Source organism: Variovorax sp. V15 (assembly GCF_041154425.1).
Classification (GTDB): domain Bacteria; phylum Pseudomonadota; class Gammaproteobacteria; order Burkholderiales; family Burkholderiaceae_C; genus Variovorax; species Variovorax guangxiensis.
Genome location: NZ_AP028659.1, coordinates 3,427,757 through 3,445,402, shown reverse-complemented (window position 1 = coordinate 3,445,402; position 17,646 = coordinate 3,427,757). Strand labels below are relative to the sequence as shown.

Sequence of the window (17,646 nt, the reverse complement as noted above, 5' to 3'; positions counted from 1 at the left end):
GCGAAGGCGCGTGAGCACGCCGGGAGCCTTCATTCAGATTCTCAGAAAGACTGCTCCCCCACCACCCGCCGCACCGTTCCCAGCGCACTGCGCAAACCGTCCAATCCAACCGATCCCAACGCCAGCCGCAGTGCATGCGGCACATGCTTCGACGTAGCGAATGGCTCGGCCGTGGACACCGAAACGCCTTCACGCATCAGCGCCGCGGCAACGAGGTCGGCCCGCGTCTCCTCCGGCAGCGGCAGCCACGCGAAGTACGACGACGGATGCCGCATGCATCCCATCCCGGCAAGCACTTCGCCGACGATGGCTTGCCGCGCAGACGCGTCCTGCCGCTTCTGCGATTCGAGCCGCTCGACCGTGCCGTCTTCCAGCCATGAGCACGCGATGGCGGTGGTCACGCCCGGTGTACACCACGTCGTGGCCCGGATCGCACGTTCGAGCTTCGGCACCCACGCATCGGGCGCGGCGACGAAACCCACGCGCAGCCCGGTCGCGACGTTCTTGGAGAGACCCGAGACATACACCGTCGTCTCGGGCGCCAGCGCAGCCAGTGGCGCAGGCGGGTCGTCGGCCAGGAAGGCATAGGCCGCGTCCTCGATGACGAGCAGCCCGTGCCGCCGCGCGATGGCAACGAGGCGCTTGCGGCGGCTCGTGCCCATCACCCAGCCCAGCGGGTTGTGCATGGTCGGCATGGCGTAGATGGCCCGCACACGCCGCCGCGCGCACAGGCGCTCCAGCACGTCGAGGTCGGGCCCCTGGCCGGCAGCGGGCAGGGGCGCCAGTTCCAGTTTGTGCGCCTCGGCCAATACCTTGAAGCCGGGGTAGGTGAGGGCGTCCACCGCGACCACGTCGCCGGGTTGCAGCAGGGCCATTGCGGTCACGGCCAGGCCATGCTGCGCGCCGTCGACGATCAGCACGTTAGATGGCTCCACTGTCAGCCCTCGCGAGGCGAGGTGCCGGGCGAAGCAGGCGCGCTCGTGCATCCGTCCGCCGTGGGGTGCGTAGCGCAACATGGCGTCGAGTTCGCCGCCGGCCGCGAGCTGGCGCAGTGCGCCGCGCAGCAGCTCGGCCTGTCCGGGCAAGGCAGGGTAGTTGAAGTTCAGGTCGACCAGGTCCGCCGGCAGGGCGCGCTGCTCGGCGCCGGGGCCCACGCGCAGCGATGCTTCGCGCACGAAGGTGCCTCGGCCGACCTCGCCGCTGACCAGGCCCATGGCCTCCAGCTCGGCGTAGACGCGCGACGCGGTGACCAGCGCCAGCCCGTGGCGTTCGGCCAGCTTGCGGTGCGTGGGCAGGCGGGTGCCGGGTGGCAGGCGGCCGTCGCGGATTTCGGCGGCAAGTTCGTCAACCAGTTGCTTGTAGCGCGCTTCGGCCATCGTGAGCTCGATGTATCCATGACAATTCTTTGATTGTATTGATCGCCTCTCCTACGATGGCTCCATCCGCCCACGATCACACCAAGACAGGACGCCATGCACATCGCCATCCTCACCTTCGACGGCTTCAACGAACTCGACTCGCTCATCGCACTGGGCGTGCTCAACCGCATCAAGAAACCGGACTGGCGCGTGAGCATCTGCTGCCCGACGCCGGAGGTCACGTCGATGAACGGCGTGACCGTCCGCGCGCAGTCGCTGCTGGAAGATGCGCGCTCCGCCGACGCGGTGGTCGTCGGCAGCGGTGTGAAGACGCGCGAGGTGGTCGCCAGCCCGGAGCTGATGGGGCGCCTGTCGCTCGATCCGCAGCGGCAACTGATCGCGGCGCAATGCTCGGGCACGCTCGTCCTGGCCAAGCTCGGCCTTGTCGAAGGCGTTCCGGCCTGCACCGACCTGACGACCAAGCCCTGGGTGCAGGAAGCCGGCGTGGAAGTGCTGAACCAGCCCTTCTTCGCGCGCGGCAACGTCGCCACCGCGGGCGGCTGCTTCGCTTCGCCTTACCTGGCCGGCTGGGTCATCGCGCGCACCGAGGGCATCGAGGCCGCCGAGGCGGCGCTGCACTACGTGGCGCCAGTGGGCGAGAAGGAGGCCTACGTGGCCAACGCTCTGAGGAACATCACGCCGTATCTGCCGCGATGAGGTCCGTTGTCGCCGTGGTCGCCTGCGCCGCGCAGCGCCCGTAGGTGTCGTCGAAACGCACGATGTCGTCTTCGCCCAGGTAGCCGCCGGTCTGCACCTCGATCACTTCGAGCACCGTCTTGCCGGGGTTCTCCAGCCGGTGGACCGCCCCGGAGGGCAGGTAGATCGACTCGTTCTCGTGCACCAGGCTGACCTTGCCGTCGCAGGTGGCGCGCGCCGTGCCCTTCACCACCACCCAGTGCTCGGAGCGGTGGTGGTGCATCTGCAGCGAGAGCCTGGCGCCGGGCTTGACAGTGAGGCGCTTGACCTGGAAGCGCTCGCCCAGGTCGATGCTGTCGTAGGCGCCCCATGGCCGCACCACGCGGCGGTGCTCGGTGGCTTCGGCGCAGCCTTCCAGCGAGAGCTTGCGCACCACCTCCGCCACCTGCTCGGCGCAGCCCGCGCCGGCCACGAGCACGGCGTCGGGCGTGTCCACGATGATCAGGTCCTGCGTGCCCAGCGCCACCACCGGCCGGTGCGGCGCATGCACGAAGGTGTTGCGCGAGTTCAGCGCGCTGGCCTTGCCGCTGAGCCGGTTGCCGGCATCGTCGGCCGGGTGCAGGCTGGCGACCGCGTTCCAGCTGCCCACGTCGCTCCACAGCCCCTCGAACTTCACGACCGCGATCTGGCGATGCTTCTCGAGCACCGCGTAGTCGATGCTGTCGGCGCGGCATTGCTCGAAGGCCGCGCGGTCCAGCCGCACGAAGCTGCCGTCGCGGGTCGCGTTGGCCGCGGCGCTCTCGCAGGCCTGCAGGATGTCCCCTGCGTGCTCGCGCAGCGCGGCGATCAGCGTGCGCGCCTGCACGAGGAAGATGCCCGCGTTCCAGCTGTAGCCGCCGTTCAGGATCAGCATTTCGGCCACCGCTGCCGTCGGTTTCTCGACGAAGCGCGCCACCGCCTGGCTGTGCCCGCCGGCCAGCGCCTCGCCGGCCTCGATGTAGCCGTAGGCGGTGCTCGGGAAACTGGGCACCACGCCGAAGGTGACGATCCGGCCCGCCAGTGCCGCATCGACGCCGGCATGCACGGTGCGGGCGAAGAGGGCGGCGTCGGGGATATGGTGGTCCGAAGGCGCGAACAGCAGCAGGTCGTCAGGCTCGGCCATCAGCGCGGCCGATGCCATCGCTGCAGCGGTGTTGCGCGCAACCGGCTCCAGGATCTGCCGGCCCGTGACACCGGCGTTCTCCACCGTTTCCTTCACCAGGAAGCGGTGGTCTTCCGAGGTCACGCAGGTGATGTCGGCGTTCAGCAGAGCCAGCCGCTCCAGCGTGAGCTGCAGCAGGCTCTTGCCGCCGACCAGCGGCGCGAACTGCTTGGGCAGGGCCTTGCGCGACAGCGGCCACAGCCGCGTGCCGCTGCCGCCGCACAGGACCACGGGATGGATGGAGGGAGCGGTTTTCATGATCGGTCGCCAGCGTTGGGGTTGCGTGCAGGTTGATGAAGAAGAGAGGAAAGGGCCGTTTCAGATCAGCCCGGAATACGCGGCATAGCTCACGGCCTGCGCGCGCGAATGGACGTGCAATTTCTTGTAGATGTTCTTGATGTGGGCGTTGACGGTCTGCCCCGAGATGCCCAGTCTGTTTCCGATCTCCTCCGTGACGTGCCCGCGCGCGACGAAGCGCAAAACCTCGCACTCGCGCGCCGTCAGCGTCGTCTCGCGCGGCAGGGGTTGCGCAGCCGGTGGCAGCGCGCCCATCGGCCGGTGGCTCAGCCGCGAGAGCAACCGGCGTGCCAGCCGCGGCGTGATGGCCGCGCCGCCGTTGACCACCTGCAGCACCGCCTGGGCGAAGCTCTGCAGCCAGGCGTCCTTCAAGAGGTAGCCGGTGGCGCCCAGTTCCAGTGCGTGCAGCACGTGCGCCTCGTCCTCCAGCACGGTGATGACGATGATCTCGGCCGAGCGGCGGTGCTCGCGCGCTTCCTGGATCAGGTCGAAGCCGGAGCCGTCACCCAGACGCAGGTCGACCATCAGCACGTCGAACTCGTGCGTGGCCACCAGCCGCCGGCCGTCGCGCAGGCTGCCGGCCTGGCCTTCGAGCTGTATGCGCAGGTCCGACAGCAGCTCCTGCGCGATCACGCGGCGCATGAACTCGTCGTCGTCCACGAGCAGCACGCGCACCGGCGCGTCTTCCTGCCCGGTCAGGAAACCGGGCCACAGCGGCGTGGCCGGCGCGCAGACCCCTGGCGGATAGCCCGATTGGCCGGCGCCCAGCTCGACGGCTGGGGGTGTAGCTTGTTCAGACATGGGTGTGCCCCCGGTTGGAGTGGATGTTGATGGCTCTGTCTTTGTTCTGGAACAGCACGGCGCCGGGCACCAGGGTGGGCACCGGGTCGTCGAATCCGTGCGGGCTGGCGCACTGCCAGCGCCAGCTGTCGGCGCACATCTGGTCGAGGTCGCGGCGCGCCCGCCAGCCGAGCGTGCGCCACGCGCTGCGCACATCGGCCCAGTAGGCGGGTGCGTCGCCCGGGCGGCGCGGCCCGATGCGCAGCGCGATGCGCCGGCCGCTCGCGCGCTCGAAGGCCGAGACCACCTCCAGCACCGATGCGCCGTGGCCGGTGCCCAGGTTGGCCATGAGGATGCCGGGCCGTCGCGCCGCACGGTGCAGCGCCGCCACGTGGCCCTCGGCCACGTCCATCACGTGCACGTAGTCGCGCACGCCGGTGCCGTCGGCGGTGTCGTAGTCGGCGCCGTGCACCACCAGGCACTCGCGCTCGCCGGCCGCGACCTGCGAGATGTAGGGCATCAGGTTGTTGGGCGGGCCGTTGGGCAGTTCGCCGAGCAGGCCGCTCTCGTGCGCGCCCACCGGGTTGAAATAGCGCAGGCAGGCGATGCCCCAGCGCGCATCGGCGTGCGAGAGGTCGGCCAGCATGCTCTCCACCATCGACTTGGTGCGGCCGTAGGGGTTGACCGGCCCATGCGGCGCGGCCTCGGCGATGGGCGAGGGCTGCGAGTCGCCATACACCGTGGCCGACGACGAGAACACCAGCGTGCGCACGCCCGCACGATCCATGGCCCGCGCCAGCACCAGGCTGCCGGCCAGGTTGACGTCGTAGTAGCCCAGCGGATCGGCCACCGATTCGCCGACCGCCTTCAGTCCCGCAAGGTGCACCACCGCCTGCACGCCGTGCGCGGCGAAGGTGCGGTCGAGCGCGGCACCGTCGCGCACGTCGGCGCGCACCAGCACGGGCTCGACGCCGGTGATGCACGCCACCCGCTTCAGCGAGCGCGCGTCGCTGTTGACCAGCGTGTCGAGCACCACCGGCTGGTAGCCCGCCGCGATCAGCGCCACGCAGGTGTGGCTGCCGATGAAGCCTGCGCCGCCTGTCACGAGGATCCTGGGTGCGGGCATGGCGGTGTTCCTTGGGGCGGGCCGGTCGTCGCGTCAGGCGGTGACGCAGCGCTGCAGCTGCTCTTCGAGGCGCTGCAGGATCACGTTGCGGTCGAGCTCGGCCTCGGCGAAGCGCCGGCCGATCGATCCCATCAGCTCGCGCGTGGCGGGCGACATGGAAAGCTGCTCGATAGCGTCGGCCAGCGCGGCGGCGTCGCCGGGCTCGACCACCACGCCGCGGCCCCACACCGCCTCGCTGAGCGCGGTGCCGGCATGCGCGGTCACGATCACCGCGCGGCCGCTCGCCAGCATGCCGCCCAGCTTCGAAGGCATGACCAGGTCGGCGGCATCGGCGCGCTGGGGCAGCACATGGATGTCGGCCATGCCCAGCAGCTCGTTGAAGCGCTCGGTGGGCTGCAGGTCGAGGAAGTGCACGTTGACCAGCCGCACGCAGGCGTTCATCAGCGACGGGCGGCTCGGCCCGTTGCCGCAGAACACGAAGTGGATGTTGTGCGAGCACACCAGCAGCCGCGCCGCCTCGGCCAGCAGCTCGATGCCCTGCTTGCTGCCGAGGCTGCCGGCATAGAGCACCACCACCGCGTCGGCCGGAATGCCCAGTTCGGCCCGGTAGCCCTGCGCGGAAGCACCCGAGACCAGCGCCGGCCGCTCGAGCGGCCGGATGGCCTCCACGTCGACCCAGTTCGGGAACAGCACCAGCCGCGATTCGTCCACGCCCTTTTCCAGCGCCTTGGCGCGCATCGTGGTCGAAATGGTCGAGACCCGGTCGAACCTGCGCATAAGCCAGCGCTCGGCGGCGAGTGCAAAGCGCCGCACCCGTTCGCCGCGCAGCCAGCCCAGGCCGAAGGCGGCGTCCACCTCGTAGTCCTGGATGTGCAGCCACGACCTCACGCGCAGCAGCTTGGCCAGGCACAGGGCAGCCGGCGCGCAGGACACGGGCGGCTCGACCACGAACACCACGTCAGGACGCCAGAACAGCTGCGCCAGCAGCAGCGGAACGCTCGACAGCGTGAACGACAGCAGGTGCCCGATGCGCCCCAGCGCGCGCGGCTGCGAGGGCACCCAGGTGGGCGCGCGCCATACCTTCACGCCGTTCCAGTCGGACCTGCGGTACATCCAGGCCGAGTACCCCTCGAACACCGACCACTGCGGAAAGAAGGGCGGCGAGGCGATCACCCGCACCTCGTGCCCGCGCGCCTGCAGCCACTCGGCCATCTCGCCCGAGTACTTGCCGATGCCGGCCAACTCGGGCGCGAAGTTCATCGAGTAGAGGAGGACCTTCACGATGCCTGCCTCCGCGCCAGCAGGCGCGCGATGGGAAAGAAGCCGAAGTGCAGGCGCATGCGCGTCTCGTACAGCGCGAAGTCGCTCAGGCAGGCGATGAAGAAAACGTAGTGCGGCTTGCCGGGAAAGAGCGAGGCCACCACCACGTATGACGCCAGCCGCAGCGCCACCTCCAGCAGCGCCCACTGGCCGAGCGAGCCCATCGAGGTTTTCAGCGACAGCACCATCTCGTGGTGGATCGTGTAGGTGCGCAGAAGGAAGTAGGGCGCGATGCAGAGGAAGATGGTGCGCGCCTCGTTGCCCAGCTTGAGCAGCGGCGCGGCCACCGAGATGAGCGCGGCCAGCCCGACGAAGAGCCCGCAGCCCAGCAGGAAGGAGTGCCGCGCGAGCCGCAGCTTCGCGGCCGTGAAGTTGCCGGCCTCGGTCTCCAGCATCGCGGGCGTTTTTGTGACCAGGAAGGCCTGCACGAACTGCGAGGGCGCCTCGGCCAGCAGGAAGGCGAGCTTGAAGGCCCCCACGTAGCTCAGCGGCATGAAAGAGGCCACGATCAGCAGGTCCGACTTGCGCAGAAGGAACATGAGCAGCGAATACACCGTCGCCCCGGCCTGCGAGGCCAGCCCGAGCGCCGCGCGCCCCACCGGCGGCGCCTCGCCGTTGGCCGGCAGGCCCACGGCCAGGCACACCACGACCACCGCGATCAGGTTGATGAGCAGCAGGTGCGCCACGCCCAGGTCGAAATGCACCGCAGCGCAGACGCCCACCCCCGCGACCAGGACGGTCGAGCGGATTCCGGCCTCCAGGTTCAGCAGCCCCGAGTGCCCGAGGCCGCGGCTGAAGGAAAGCCGCAGGCTGTTGAATGCGAACACCGCCAGCGTGACCACCAGGATGGCGAAGGGCGCGTCGCCCACCGGCAGGCGCTGCACCGTGAGGATCACCGTCGCGAGCACGGTAGCCAGCGGCAGGCCGATGGACAGCGTGCGCACCACGTCGCCGCGCGTCACGCCCGGCGGCGCCGAGGCCGCGTTGCGCGAGAACAGCAGCGAGCTGCCCAGCGTGGCCACCACCAGCGCCACCTCCAGCACCGATTGGTAGACCGAGTACTCGCCGAAGCGCGCGGGCGGAACGCTCGCCGCCATCAGGAAGATGGCCAGGAAGCCCGACAGGTACACGTAGAGCCGCGAAGCGAGCGCGCCCAGGCCCGACAGCCATGCCATGCGCGCCCCGGGCAGCGGTAGTGGCAGGCTGAAGTGCTTCATGGCGTCGGCTCGCTGGTGCTCATTTGCCGGCCGGCACGCGGTGCACGCGGCGCGTGTCGAACAGCCGGCGCGCGAAGGCGCCCGCGCGAAAGGCGTTGTTCTTCGCGCGACGGGCGATCTGCAGCCCATAGGTCACGGCCGCCACGGTGAGCATGTGGCCGCGCAGGGCGTAGGGCATGGCCATCTTGGCGCTGCCCTGGAAGTGCAGCGCCACCACGCGCGTGAGCTCGCCCGAGGCGCTGGTCAGCCAGGCCTTGCCCTCGCGGTAGGCGATGCGCTTGGCGCCGCCCAGCACCTTGAACTCCCCGCGATGCAGGTTGTGCATGCCGTTGATGTTGTGGTCGACCACCGTGCCCTCGAGCACCCGGTTGATGGGCTCGTCGTTGCCGGTGGCGTGCGCCCAGAGGTAGAGCAGCGTCATGTCCGACACGCCGCCGCGCACGCCCCGCGCGGCGAAGCGCGCCGAGATCTCGCGCAGCTTCCGGCGCCCCGAGGGCGTGGCATAGGTGTCGAGCACGCAGGCCACGAAGCGGCGCAGTCCGCTCGATGTCCAGTAGCTCACGTGCGGCGAGATCTGGCAGGGGTTCCAGCCGTCGGCCGACTGCATGCTGGAACCCGAGAAATCGGCCCTGCCCACCAGCCGCCTGATGTGCTGCCCCGCGCCCTGGAAAAGCAGCACGTCGCTGTCGATCAGCACGAAATCGCGCACTTCGGGGTTGGATTCCAGAAAGCGCGCAAGCAGGAAGTAGCGCCGGAAGCAGATCTTCTCGAACTCCGGCGTGTTGCTCGACAGGTGCACGTAGGAGCGGCAGAAGCGCTCGTAGGCCGGACCCGCGTCGGTGTCCGAGAGCACGAGCAGCGGCTCGCCGGCCAGCTCCGCCGATTCGCGGCACAGCGCGAGGGTCTTGTTCTGGCGGTCTTCCACGACGATGAAGGGCAGGGGCGGGTTCATGGTGATCGGGTTGGGTTGAGGCAGGTGTGACAGCGTTTCTCTGATTCAGGGCTTGCTCGCCGCCATGACGCTCTTGATGAGCGCGACGTGCGCGGGAACGAAGCGGCCGGCTGCGTCGATGGGCATGTCCAGCGTGAAGAGGCCGCGCGCGGCTGATGCGTCGGCGATCCAGGCACGAAGCTGCGCGGCCGTGAATCGCGCCGGCGCGTCGCGGCCCCACGAGGCGGTCAGCGGCGTCAGCACGTGCAGGACCAGTTCCGAGGGCGGGCCGGTCAGGTGCGGCGGCGGCTGCATGTATTCGCCGGCCATCAGGTTCTGGCAGGGGGCTGACTTCGCGCTGAAGCGCTCCGCGCCTTCGCCCGCGTTGAAGGCCAGCCAGCGGTTGGTGGCGCCCGCGCGCACGGCGCTGCACAGCATGTCCCAGCCGGCGGGCGTGATGCCCTTGGTGTTGTAGGTGCCGTCGAACCACCAGCCGCTGGCCAGTGCGCCATAGCGCTGCGACCAGTCGCGGATCACGCTGGACCACGCCGCGATGAAACGGGCCGGCGGCGGCTCCTGCTCCGACACGTCGCCCAGGCAATCCATGAGCGCGCGGTCGGCCTGCGGCGCACGGAACGGCAGGTACAGGATCAGCGCGATGCCCCGGCTGCGCAGGGCCCGGCCGATCTCCAGCGGCAGGTCGCGCGGCGGGCGGTTTGCGGCGCTGGCCGGGCAGAGCACCTCCAGCGCCGCATTGGGCGCGATGTACTGGCCGCTGTTCTGCCCCAGCGTCAGGATCAGGTGCGAGACGCGCATCTCCGCCAGCGTGGCCGCGAAGGCTTCCACGTCGAAGCGCCTGATCTCGCCGATCGATTGCTTGTCGGGCAGGTAATGAACCATCACGCCGAAGCCCGGCATCGGCGCCGATGCGGGCTGGGCATGGGCCGCCAGCGGCAGCGCCACCGCCACCGCCAGCAGCAGCTTCGCGATCAATCGCACGACGGGCGGCAGGCATGCGGTCATGGCACGGCTCCCGCGAGCGACAGCGTGCCGCGCTTGAGCATCAGGTAGCGCCTCGCGACGTTGGCGGGTGCGCAGGTGCCGGCGTGCACCCACTCCGGGCGGGCGTGCTCGTGGTGAGCCAGGTACTGCGCGATCTGCTCCGGATCGTCGCCGTCGCTGCCCGCGAAGAAGGCGTAGTCCGCGAACAGCTCGCGGTGCACCGGAATGTCCGACAGCAGCAGCGGCACACCCAGCGTCGCCGCCTCCGCCGCCGAGAGGTTGAAACCCTCGAAGGTCGAGAGCGAGATGAAGGCGGTGGCGCCCTGGTACAGCCGCAGCAGCTCGTCGCGCGGCACCAGGCCGCGGTGCCGAACGCACTCGCGCACCTCGGGCGGCATCGCCGACACCATGCGCTGCACTTCCGCCGCACCGTTGCCGGTGATGTCGAGGTAGTCGACCAGCCCGGCCGCCTTCATGCGCTCGAAGAGCGCGAGGATGCCGGCGAAGTTCTTGTGCGGGTAGTAGTGGTAGGCCGCGATCAGATAGCGCGCGCCGGGCGCCGCGACGGCGGCCGGGGCGACTCGCGGCGCGTCCACCGGGTTGAAGATGACGCTGGAACGCGCGCCGCGGCCGAAGTGGCGCTCGAAGTCGCGCTGGCTGCTGCGGCTGATGAAGACCACGTCGGCCGCGCTGCGCGCCGCGCGCCAGAGATTCCAGTCGAGGAAGAGCCGCTTGACGCGCCCGAAATACTGCGGATAGGCCTTGTACTGCAGGTCGTGCACGATCACCACCGAGTCGCGATGCCGTCCCAGCAGCGTGAGCGGCAGGTAGTAGTTGGGGAACATCGAGAACAGCTGCTCGCCGGTGATCAGCGCGCGCAGCCGGTGGCAGTTGTAGAGCAGTGTGTCGAGCACGAAGCGGCTGATCTTCAGACGCTGCGCCAGAGCGAAGAGGCGCGGATGCCGTTCGCTCACCGGCACAACGCGGTCCTCGGGCGAAAGCCGCATGTGGCGCAGCAGCACCTGCGACACGTTGAGCACGCCGCCGGCCGCCTTGTTGAGGCGCACGGTGTCGTAGTAGAGGTAGGCGGCCATGGGTGCTTCTTTCTTTTCTTTCTTCTTCCTTCATGCGCTCGGCAGGCGGCGCCGCACCACGCGCGTCATCGCGCGGCGGGTGCGGGAGCTCAGAGAGCCCGCGATGAATGCGGCGATCACTCCCGAGGCCGCGAACGGCCCCCAGCCGAGGATCGGGCCGCGCATGAACGGCACGTAGGCGGCCAGCAGCACCAGCGCCGCCAGGTAGGAGCCCGACACCGGCCGCCCGGCCTGGACGGCGCGGTCCACCGCCCGGAAGGCGGCCGATACCGCGAAGCCGAATAGCGCCGGCCCTGCCAGGCCGAAGTCGAAATACGCCGTCGTGAAGGGCGGCAGCGAGAGATTGGCCTGCGAGAAGTTGCCGAGGATGGCCGACCAGCCCAGCGGGTCGAAGTCGGGAAACATCTTCAGGCTGCGCGGCAGGAAGAACGAGAAGGCCGACAGCAGGTAGCGGCCCCAGCCCAGGTCCGGAATGGGCGCGCGCTCCAGGATGCCCGCGACGACGAACATCGCGTCGAAGTCCTGGCTGAAGGGAAAGGTCCGCAGCTCCTCGCCCCAGATGCTGCCGCGCGAGATCAGGTTCAGCACCGGTCCCAGCCCCGCGATGGAGCCGAAGATCAGGCCCGCGAGCAGCCAGCGCCGGCTGCGCGCCAGCGCATGGACGAGCAGCGGCAGCAGCCCGATCAGCAGGACTTGCCGGGCCGTGTTCACCGGGTTGGCCGCGATCGCCGCCAGCCCGAAGGCGATGCCCGCCACGCCCCACGACCACAGCGTGCGGCGGCGCAACGCCTGGATGGCCAGCGCCACGAAGCACATCAGCACCACCAGCTTGGGCAGCGTGGAATAGAAGATGAAGTCGATGGCGAGGTTGTTGTCCTCGCTGCCCAGGCCCGCGACCCCACGCGCCACGAAGTTGAGCTCCGGCTTCACCAGCAGCGCGGCGAAGGCGAACACCGCGCAGCCCAGCAGCAGCAACTGGGCGTTGGCGAGCTCGGCCATGCGGCCGTCGCGCCGCGCCATCGCGTCGGCGGGCGCATCGCGTTCCCCCAGCCGCGCGGCCTCCACGCCCGCCATGTAGAGCAGCAAGAGCATCAGCGCCTGCGTGTGCGAATCGGCGCGCATCACGCCCGCGTCCCAGAAGTCGATGTCGTGCGATATCTGCATCGCCGGCGCGATAGAGAAGTAGGTCAGGATGGCCGCGTAGTGGATCAGCAGGAACACGCTGCCGCCGGCCGATCCCAGCATCGCGATCTGCACCAGCGACAGCACGAACACCGCCGCGTAGCCCCAGACCGGATCGACCAGGCCGCACAGCGCGGCGCAGACGATGCCGGACCAGAAGGCGAGGGGGCGCATGGCGGGCCTGCTGTGTGGGGATGGAAGCCGCTCGTGCCGCTTTCAGGCCTCGATGCTCTGCGGCGTGTGATAGCCGTGACGCTGCAGCAGCGCCTGGCGCTTGGCCAGTTCGAGATCGCTGGCCACCATCTCGGCGATCATCTGATCGAGGGATATCTCCGGTACCCAGCCGAGTTCATCCGCTGCCTTCGAGGGATTGCCGCACAGTGTCTCGACTTCCGAGGGGCGGAAGTAGCGCGGATCGACGCGGACCAGCACATCGCCCGGGCAGACCGCAGGTGCGTCTTCGCCGGTGACATCGGCGGCGATCGCCACCTCGTCGATGCCTTCGCCCTCGAAGACCAGGGAGATGCCGAGTTGCCGCGCGGCGCGGGTCACGAAGTCGCGGATGCTGTATTGCGCTCCGGTCGCGATCACGTAGTCGACGGCCGTGGGCTGCTGCAGCATCAGCCACTGCATCCGTACGTAGTCCTTGGCGTGGCCCCAGTCGCGCAATGCGTTCATGTTGCCGAGGAAGAGGCACTGTTCGAGGCCCTGCGCCACGTTCGCCAGGCCCCGCGTGACCTTGCGGGTCACGAAAGTCTCTCCTCGGCGGGGACTCTCGTGGTTGAACAGGATTCCGTTGCAGGCGTAGAAGCCGTAGGCCTCGCGGTAGTTCTTGGTGATCCAGTAGGCGAAGAGCTTCGCCGCACCGTAGGGGCTGCGCGGGTAGAAGGGAGTCGCTTCGCTCTGGCGGGACTCCTGCACCTGTCCGTAGAGTTCGCTCGTGCTGGCCTGGTAGAAACGTGTCTTCGATTGAAGGCCCAGGAGCCGGATGGCCTCGAGCAGGCGCAACGCGCCCAGGCCATTGATGTCGGCCGTGTACTCGGGACTTTCGAAGCTGACGGCCACATGGCTCTGCGCCCCCAGGTTGTAGACCTCGTCGGGCTGCACCTCCTGCATGATCCGGGTGAGGTTGCTGCCGTCGGACAGGTCGCCGTGGTGCAGGTGCAGATGTCGCTGCGCCTTCGAATGGACGTCCGAGTAGAGATGGTCGATGCGTCCCGTGTTGAACTGGGAGGACCGCCGCTTGATGCCGTGCACCTCGTAGCCTTTTTCGATCAGCAACTCGGCAAGATAGGAGCCGTCCTGGCCGGTGATGCCGGTGATCAGAGCGCGCTTAGACATGTTCGATCTCCTCGGTGAGGCGGGTGGATGCCTGATAGGCGGAATAGGTACGGCGCAAACCCTCGGCGAGCGGCACGCGGGCCTTCCAGCCGATGGCTGCCGCGCGGGACACGTCCAGCAACTTGCGCGGCGTGCCCTCGGGCTTCGCCGGGTCGTAGCGGATGTCTCCGCGGTAGCCGACGACGTCGCGGATCAGTTCCGCAAGCTCCGAGATCGACACGTCCTCGCCGGTGCCGAGGTTGATGTGGCTGCGCATCGGGTCCGTCTGCAGCTCGTAGGCCGCGCGGGGCAGGTTCATCACGGCGATGCACCCTTGCGCCATGTCGTCGACGTAGAGGAACTCGCGGCGTACCCGGCCGCTGCCCCAGATCTGCACGCTCGGCGCATCGTCCAGCTTCGCCTGATGAAAGCGGCGGATCAGCGCCGGCACGACGTGGCTGTTCTCGGGGTGATAGTTGTCGCCCGGCCCGTACAGGTTGGTCGGCATCACGCTGCGGTAGTCGACGCCGTGGCTTTCCCCGTACTGCCGGTTGTAGCTCTCGCACAGCTTGAGCCCGGCGATCTTGGCGATCGCGTAGGGCTCGTTGGTCGGCTCCAGCCTGCCGTCGAGCAGGTATTCCTCGTGTATGGGTTGTCCGGCCAGGCGCGGGTAGATGCAGCTCGAACCGAGAAAGAGAATCCGCCTGATGCCTGCAAGAAACGCCTGATGCGTCACGTTCGCCGCGATCATGAGGTTCTCGTAGATGAATTGCGCCGGATAGCTCGTGTTGGCATGGATGCCGCCAACCTTGGCAGCCGCCAGGTAGACCTGGTCGATCTGCTCGTCCGAGAAGAAGCGGCCTACGGCTCGCTGGTCCAGAAGATCGAGCTCGGAGCGCTGGCGGCAAACCACCTCGTGGCCGAGCCCGCGCAGCTGGCCCGCCAGGGCCTGGCCGACCATTCCACGGTGTCCCGCAACAAATATCCGCATATGTTCTTTCGGTAGGGAATCGAAGCCGGTCAGCGCGACCCGCGCGCCCCCGTCACCACCCCGAAGGTCTTCAGCAGGATCACGAAGTCCCGCCACAGCGACAGGTGCGCGACGTACTCCGCGTCCATCGCGGCGCGGCGGCGGTAGCTGATCTCGTTGCGCCCGCTGATCTGCCACAGGCCGGTGATGCCAGGGCGCACGGCGCAGTAGTGGTCCCAGTAGTCGCCGTACAGGTCCTTCTGCGCGAACATGCAGGGGCGGGGGCCGACCATGCTCATGTCGCCCTTGAGCACGTTCCAGAACTGCGGGAACTCGTCGATGCTGTACTTGCGCAGGAAGGCGCCGAAGCGGGTGATGCGCGGGTCGTTCTGCAGCTTCTGGTAGACGGCCCATTCGCGCCGCGCGGCCTCGTTCTGGCGCAGGTGGCGCGCCAGCACCGCGTCGGCGTCGGCCACCATCGAGCGGAACTTGTAGAACTTGAAGACGCGCCCTCCCTTGCCGTAGCGCGGCTGCATGTAGATGGCCGGGCCTCCGGAGGTGTAGAGCACGCCGAGCCAGACGAGCGCATAGGCCCAGCCGAAGAAGAGGAAGAAGGAGCCGGCCATCAGGACGTCGGCCATGCGCTTGGCGCGGCGCAGCCAGGGCGCGCCGCCCAGCGGCATGTAGGGCGCCGTGTTGGCGGCCGCGGTGCCGACGCCCGGATTGCCGGGCCCGTGCCCGGTGGAGGAGGTGGATCTGAGCGTGTTCATGATTCGGCGTGCTCCGGTTCGATGCGCCTGGGCATCACGGTGTCGGCCGTGTCCAGCTGGTAGGCGGGATCGCGCCGGGGCGCGGGAGCGGCGGCGGTGGTCGTCGGGGCATAGCCGTAGTAGCCGTAGCTGTAGCTGCGGTTGCGGCGCTGCGTGGTGTCGACCGCGTTGAACACCACCCCGTGGAAGGCCGCGCCAACGTGGGCCAGCCGCTTGCTGCTTTCGAGCAGCTCGCCCATCTCGCTGTTGTCCGCGCGCGCCACCAGCAGCACGGTGCCCATGCTCGGCGCCATGGCGGCGGTCTCGGAGGCCAGCAGGGCCGGGGGCGCGTCGATCACCACCACGTCGTAGCGTGCCGACAGCAGCGCCAGCGCATGCGCGAAGGTGTCGCTGGTCATCAGGCCGGCCGGGTCCGGGTGCGGCGTGCCGGCGGACATCACATCCAGGTAGGGCAGCACCTGGTGGTGGATGGCCTGCTCCAGAGGCACCTCGCCGTTGATGACGTCGGCCAGGCCGTCGCGGCGCTGCAGGCCGAAGTCTTCGGTCAGGGTGCCGCGGCGCAGGTCGCCGTCGATCAGCAGCACCCGCTTGCCCGACACCGCCAGCAGCGTGGCGAAGTTCGACGACACGAAGGTCTTGCCCGCGCCGGCCGTGGCGCTGGAAATCAGGATGCGGTTGTTGGGCGCGCCCACCATCACGAACTTGAGCGCCGTGCGCAGCCTGCGCAGGCCTTCGAGCGCCGGGTCTTCCACGTGCAGCGCCGCCAGCACCTTGACGCCGGGCTTGCCCTTGCGCACCGCGCGGTCGAGCACGCGCTGCTGCGTGCTCAGCGGGATGCTGCTGTACACGTTCAACCCGGTGATCGCCTCGATGTGGTCCGGACTCTCGATGGAGCGCTTCAGGTTCTTGCGCGCCAGCGCCGCCGCGCCACCGGCGAAGAGGCCAGCGGCCAGCGCCAGCGCGACCACGATGACCGGCTTGGGCCGCACCGGCTTCTCGGCCACCAGCGCCTGGTCGAGCACGCGCACGTTGGCCACCTTGCCTTCCTTGGCCAGCCGCATCTGCAGCGAGCTGTTGAGCAGCGTCGCGTAGAGCTCGGTGTTGACCTTGATGTCGCGCTGCATGCGCACCGCGTTCTGCTGCAGCATGGGCATGCGGCGGATGCGGCCGTCCACCGAACCCAGCTCCTTCTTGAGCGAGGCGATCTGCGCGTCGAGCGTCTGCACCATCGGGTGCTGGGCGGTGAAGCGGCCCACCAGGTCCAGGCGCTTCTGCTTGGCGTCGAAGAGCTTGGCCTGCAGGTCGACGTTCTGCGTCAGCGCGTTGCGGGCCTCGTCGTCCAGGCTGATGGTGCCGTTCTGGTTGCGGTACTGGTTGTAGGCGTCCTCGGACTGCTCCAGCTGCTGCTTGAACTTGGGCAGCTCGGTGCCCAGGAAGGCCAGGGCGCGCTCGGCCTGCACCGTCTTCTGCTCGATGTTCTGGCGCACGTACAGGCCCGCGATCTCGTTGAGCACGCCGGCGAGCTGGTTGCGGTTCTCGGCCTGCAGGCTGATGTCCATCACGCCCGACTGCTTGCCTTTCTCGACCACGCGCAGGTCGCGCTGCAGGCCCAGGAGCGTGAGCTGCTTCGAGTAGCGCACCAGCTCGAAGGCCCCGCCGGGGCGGGCCTCGAAGGAGCCCACCAGCAGGTGCAGGTTGCCGCCGGGCACGGTGGCGTCCAGCGGCGTGCCGGCGGTGCCGTGCAGCGGCGACTCGAGCTCGGGGCTGGTCAGGGTGTAGTTGCCCTCGGTGCCCGCGACCAGCGTGAACTTCTTGCCCTCCAGGGCGGGCGGCACGTCCATCTGCGCGACGGCGATCTGCTCGGTGCCCGAGACATAGTTGCCCCAGCCGAACACGCCCGGCGTGGAAAGCCGGCTCGAATGCCGCGCCAGGAACTCACCCACCACGGGTATGTAGAGCGGCTTCGCGCCGATGTAGAGGCGGGTGTTCTCCATCGCCTGGCCCAGCACCATGCGCGAGCGCAGGATCTCGGTCTCGCCCGCGGTCGGCGTCTTCACGCTGATGCCGCCGCCTCCGTTGGCATCGCCCGGAAAGTTGCCGCCCGAGCGGTCGGGGTCTTCCACCTGGATCAGGATGTTGGCCTCGTACACGCGGGTGCCGAAGAGCGCGTAGCCCACGCCCGCCAGCAGCGCCAGCGCCGTGATGCCGGCGATCAGCCAGCGGTTGTCCACGAGGATGTCGAAGTACTCGTGGAAGCGGGACTCGCGGGGCCAGGCCGTGGTTTCGAGCACCGTCACTGGGGTGCCCGCGGGCGCGGGAAGCGACGGTTGCCAGTGCGCGTTCATGGGGTTCACCTTTTGCGTTGGCGTTGTTGCTGTCCGG

The 17,646-nt window shown here is 69.1% G+C and carries 15 protein-coding genes; 1 reads left to right on the top strand and 14 read right to left on the bottom strand.

What is annotated here, in order from left to right:
• Positions 1 to 41: 41 nt before the first annotated feature.
• Positions 42 to 1,376 (bottom strand): PLP-dependent aminotransferase family protein, encoded by a 1,335-nt coding sequence (locus tag ACAM57_RS16235; protein WP_369662372.1) that lies wholly within the window; start codon positions 1,374 to 1,376, stop codon positions 42 to 44.
• Between the two features lie 96 nt (positions 1,377 to 1,472).
• Here ACAM57_RS16235 and ACAM57_RS16230 point away from each other — a divergent pair, with 96 nt between their 5' ends.
• Positions 1,473 to 2,075, top strand: a complete 603-nt coding sequence (locus ACAM57_RS16230; RefSeq protein WP_369662371.1) for a DJ-1/PfpI family protein — start codon at positions 1,473 to 1,475, stop codon at positions 2,073 to 2,075.
• Here ACAM57_RS16230 and ACAM57_RS16225 read toward each other — a convergent pair.
• Genes ACAM57_RS16225 through ACAM57_RS16165 form a run of 13 tightly spaced genes read right to left on the bottom strand, consistent with a single transcriptional unit; the run spans position 2,053 to position 17,609 of the window.
• The gene (locus ACAM57_RS16225) at positions 2,053 to 3,513 is read right to left on the bottom strand and encodes a mannose-1-phosphate guanylyltransferase/mannose-6-phosphate isomerase (RefSeq protein ID WP_184637994.1); all 1,461 of its coding nucleotides are present in this window, start codon (positions 3,511 to 3,513) and stop codon (positions 2,053 to 2,055) included. The two genes, ACAM57_RS16230 and ACAM57_RS16225, sit on opposite strands and share 23 nt — an antisense overlap.
• Positions 3,514 to 3,573: 60 nt before the next feature.
• The gene (locus ACAM57_RS16220; protein ID WP_184637992.1) at positions 3,574 to 4,353 is read right to left on the bottom strand and encodes a response regulator transcription factor; all 780 of its coding nucleotides are present in this window, start codon (positions 4,351 to 4,353) and stop codon (positions 3,574 to 3,576) included.
• A complete protein-coding gene (gene galE / locus ACAM57_RS16215; RefSeq protein WP_126019672.1) occupies positions 4,346 to 5,458 on the bottom strand; it encodes a UDP-glucose 4-epimerase GalE in 1,113 nt (370 codons plus the stop codon). The genes ACAM57_RS16220 and galE overlap by 8 nt, the downstream gene beginning before the upstream one ends.
• Before the next feature lie 33 nt (positions 5,459 to 5,491).
• On the bottom strand, positions 5,492 to 6,739 hold the full coding sequence (locus tag ACAM57_RS16210) for a glycosyltransferase WbuB (protein ID WP_369662370.1): 1,248 nt from the start codon (positions 6,737 to 6,739) through the stop codon (positions 5,492 to 5,494).
• A complete protein-coding gene (locus tag ACAM57_RS16205; protein ID WP_369662369.1) occupies positions 6,736 to 7,995 on the bottom strand; it encodes a polysaccharide biosynthesis protein in 1,260 nt (419 codons plus the stop codon). Before ACAM57_RS16205 ends, ACAM57_RS16210 begins: the two co-directional genes overlap by 4 nt.
• A gap of 19 nt (positions 7,996 to 8,014) precedes the next feature.
• The gene (locus ACAM57_RS16200; protein ID WP_369662368.1) at positions 8,015 to 8,947 is read right to left on the bottom strand and encodes a hypothetical protein; all 933 of its coding nucleotides are present in this window, start codon (positions 8,945 to 8,947) and stop codon (positions 8,015 to 8,017) included.
• Positions 8,948 to 8,992: 45 nt separating this feature from the next.
• Positions 8,993 to 9,949, bottom strand: coding sequence for a hypothetical protein (locus ACAM57_RS16195; RefSeq protein ID WP_369662367.1), 957 nt, complete (start codon positions 9,947 to 9,949; stop codon positions 8,993 to 8,995).
• Positions 9,946 to 11,022: a glycosyltransferase gene (locus ACAM57_RS16190; protein ID WP_369662366.1), complete on the bottom strand. Its 1,077-nt coding sequence runs from the start codon at positions 11,020 to 11,022 to the stop codon at positions 9,946 to 9,948. Before ACAM57_RS16190 ends, ACAM57_RS16195 begins: the two co-directional genes overlap by 4 nt.
• A gap of 30 nt (positions 11,023 to 11,052) precedes the next feature.
• Entirely contained in the window at positions 11,053 to 12,378 is a 1,326-nt protein-coding gene (locus tag ACAM57_RS16185) for a hypothetical protein (RefSeq protein ID WP_126019686.1), read from the bottom strand.
• A 42-nt stretch (positions 12,379 to 12,420) separates the two neighbouring features.
• Complete coding sequence (gmd, locus tag ACAM57_RS16180; protein ID WP_369662365.1) at positions 12,421 to 13,545, bottom strand: GDP-mannose 4,6-dehydratase; 1,125 nt, start codon at positions 13,543 to 13,545, stop codon at positions 12,421 to 12,423.
• On the bottom strand, positions 13,538 to 14,515 hold the full coding sequence (locus tag ACAM57_RS16175; protein WP_184638770.1) for a GDP-L-fucose synthase: 978 nt from the start codon (positions 14,513 to 14,515) through the stop codon (positions 13,538 to 13,540). The genes gmd and ACAM57_RS16175 overlap by 8 nt, the downstream gene beginning before the upstream one ends.
• A gap of 29 nt (positions 14,516 to 14,544) precedes the next feature.
• A complete protein-coding gene (locus ACAM57_RS16170) occupies positions 14,545 to 15,264 on the bottom strand; it encodes a sugar transferase (RefSeq protein ID WP_184637977.1) in 720 nt (239 codons plus the stop codon).
• On the bottom strand, positions 15,261 to 17,609 hold the full coding sequence (locus ACAM57_RS16165) for a polysaccharide biosynthesis tyrosine autokinase (RefSeq protein WP_184637975.1): 2,349 nt from the start codon (positions 17,607 to 17,609) through the stop codon (positions 15,261 to 15,263). Before ACAM57_RS16165 ends, ACAM57_RS16170 begins: the two co-directional genes overlap by 4 nt.
• Between the last annotated feature and the right edge of the window lie 37 nt (positions 17,610 to 17,646).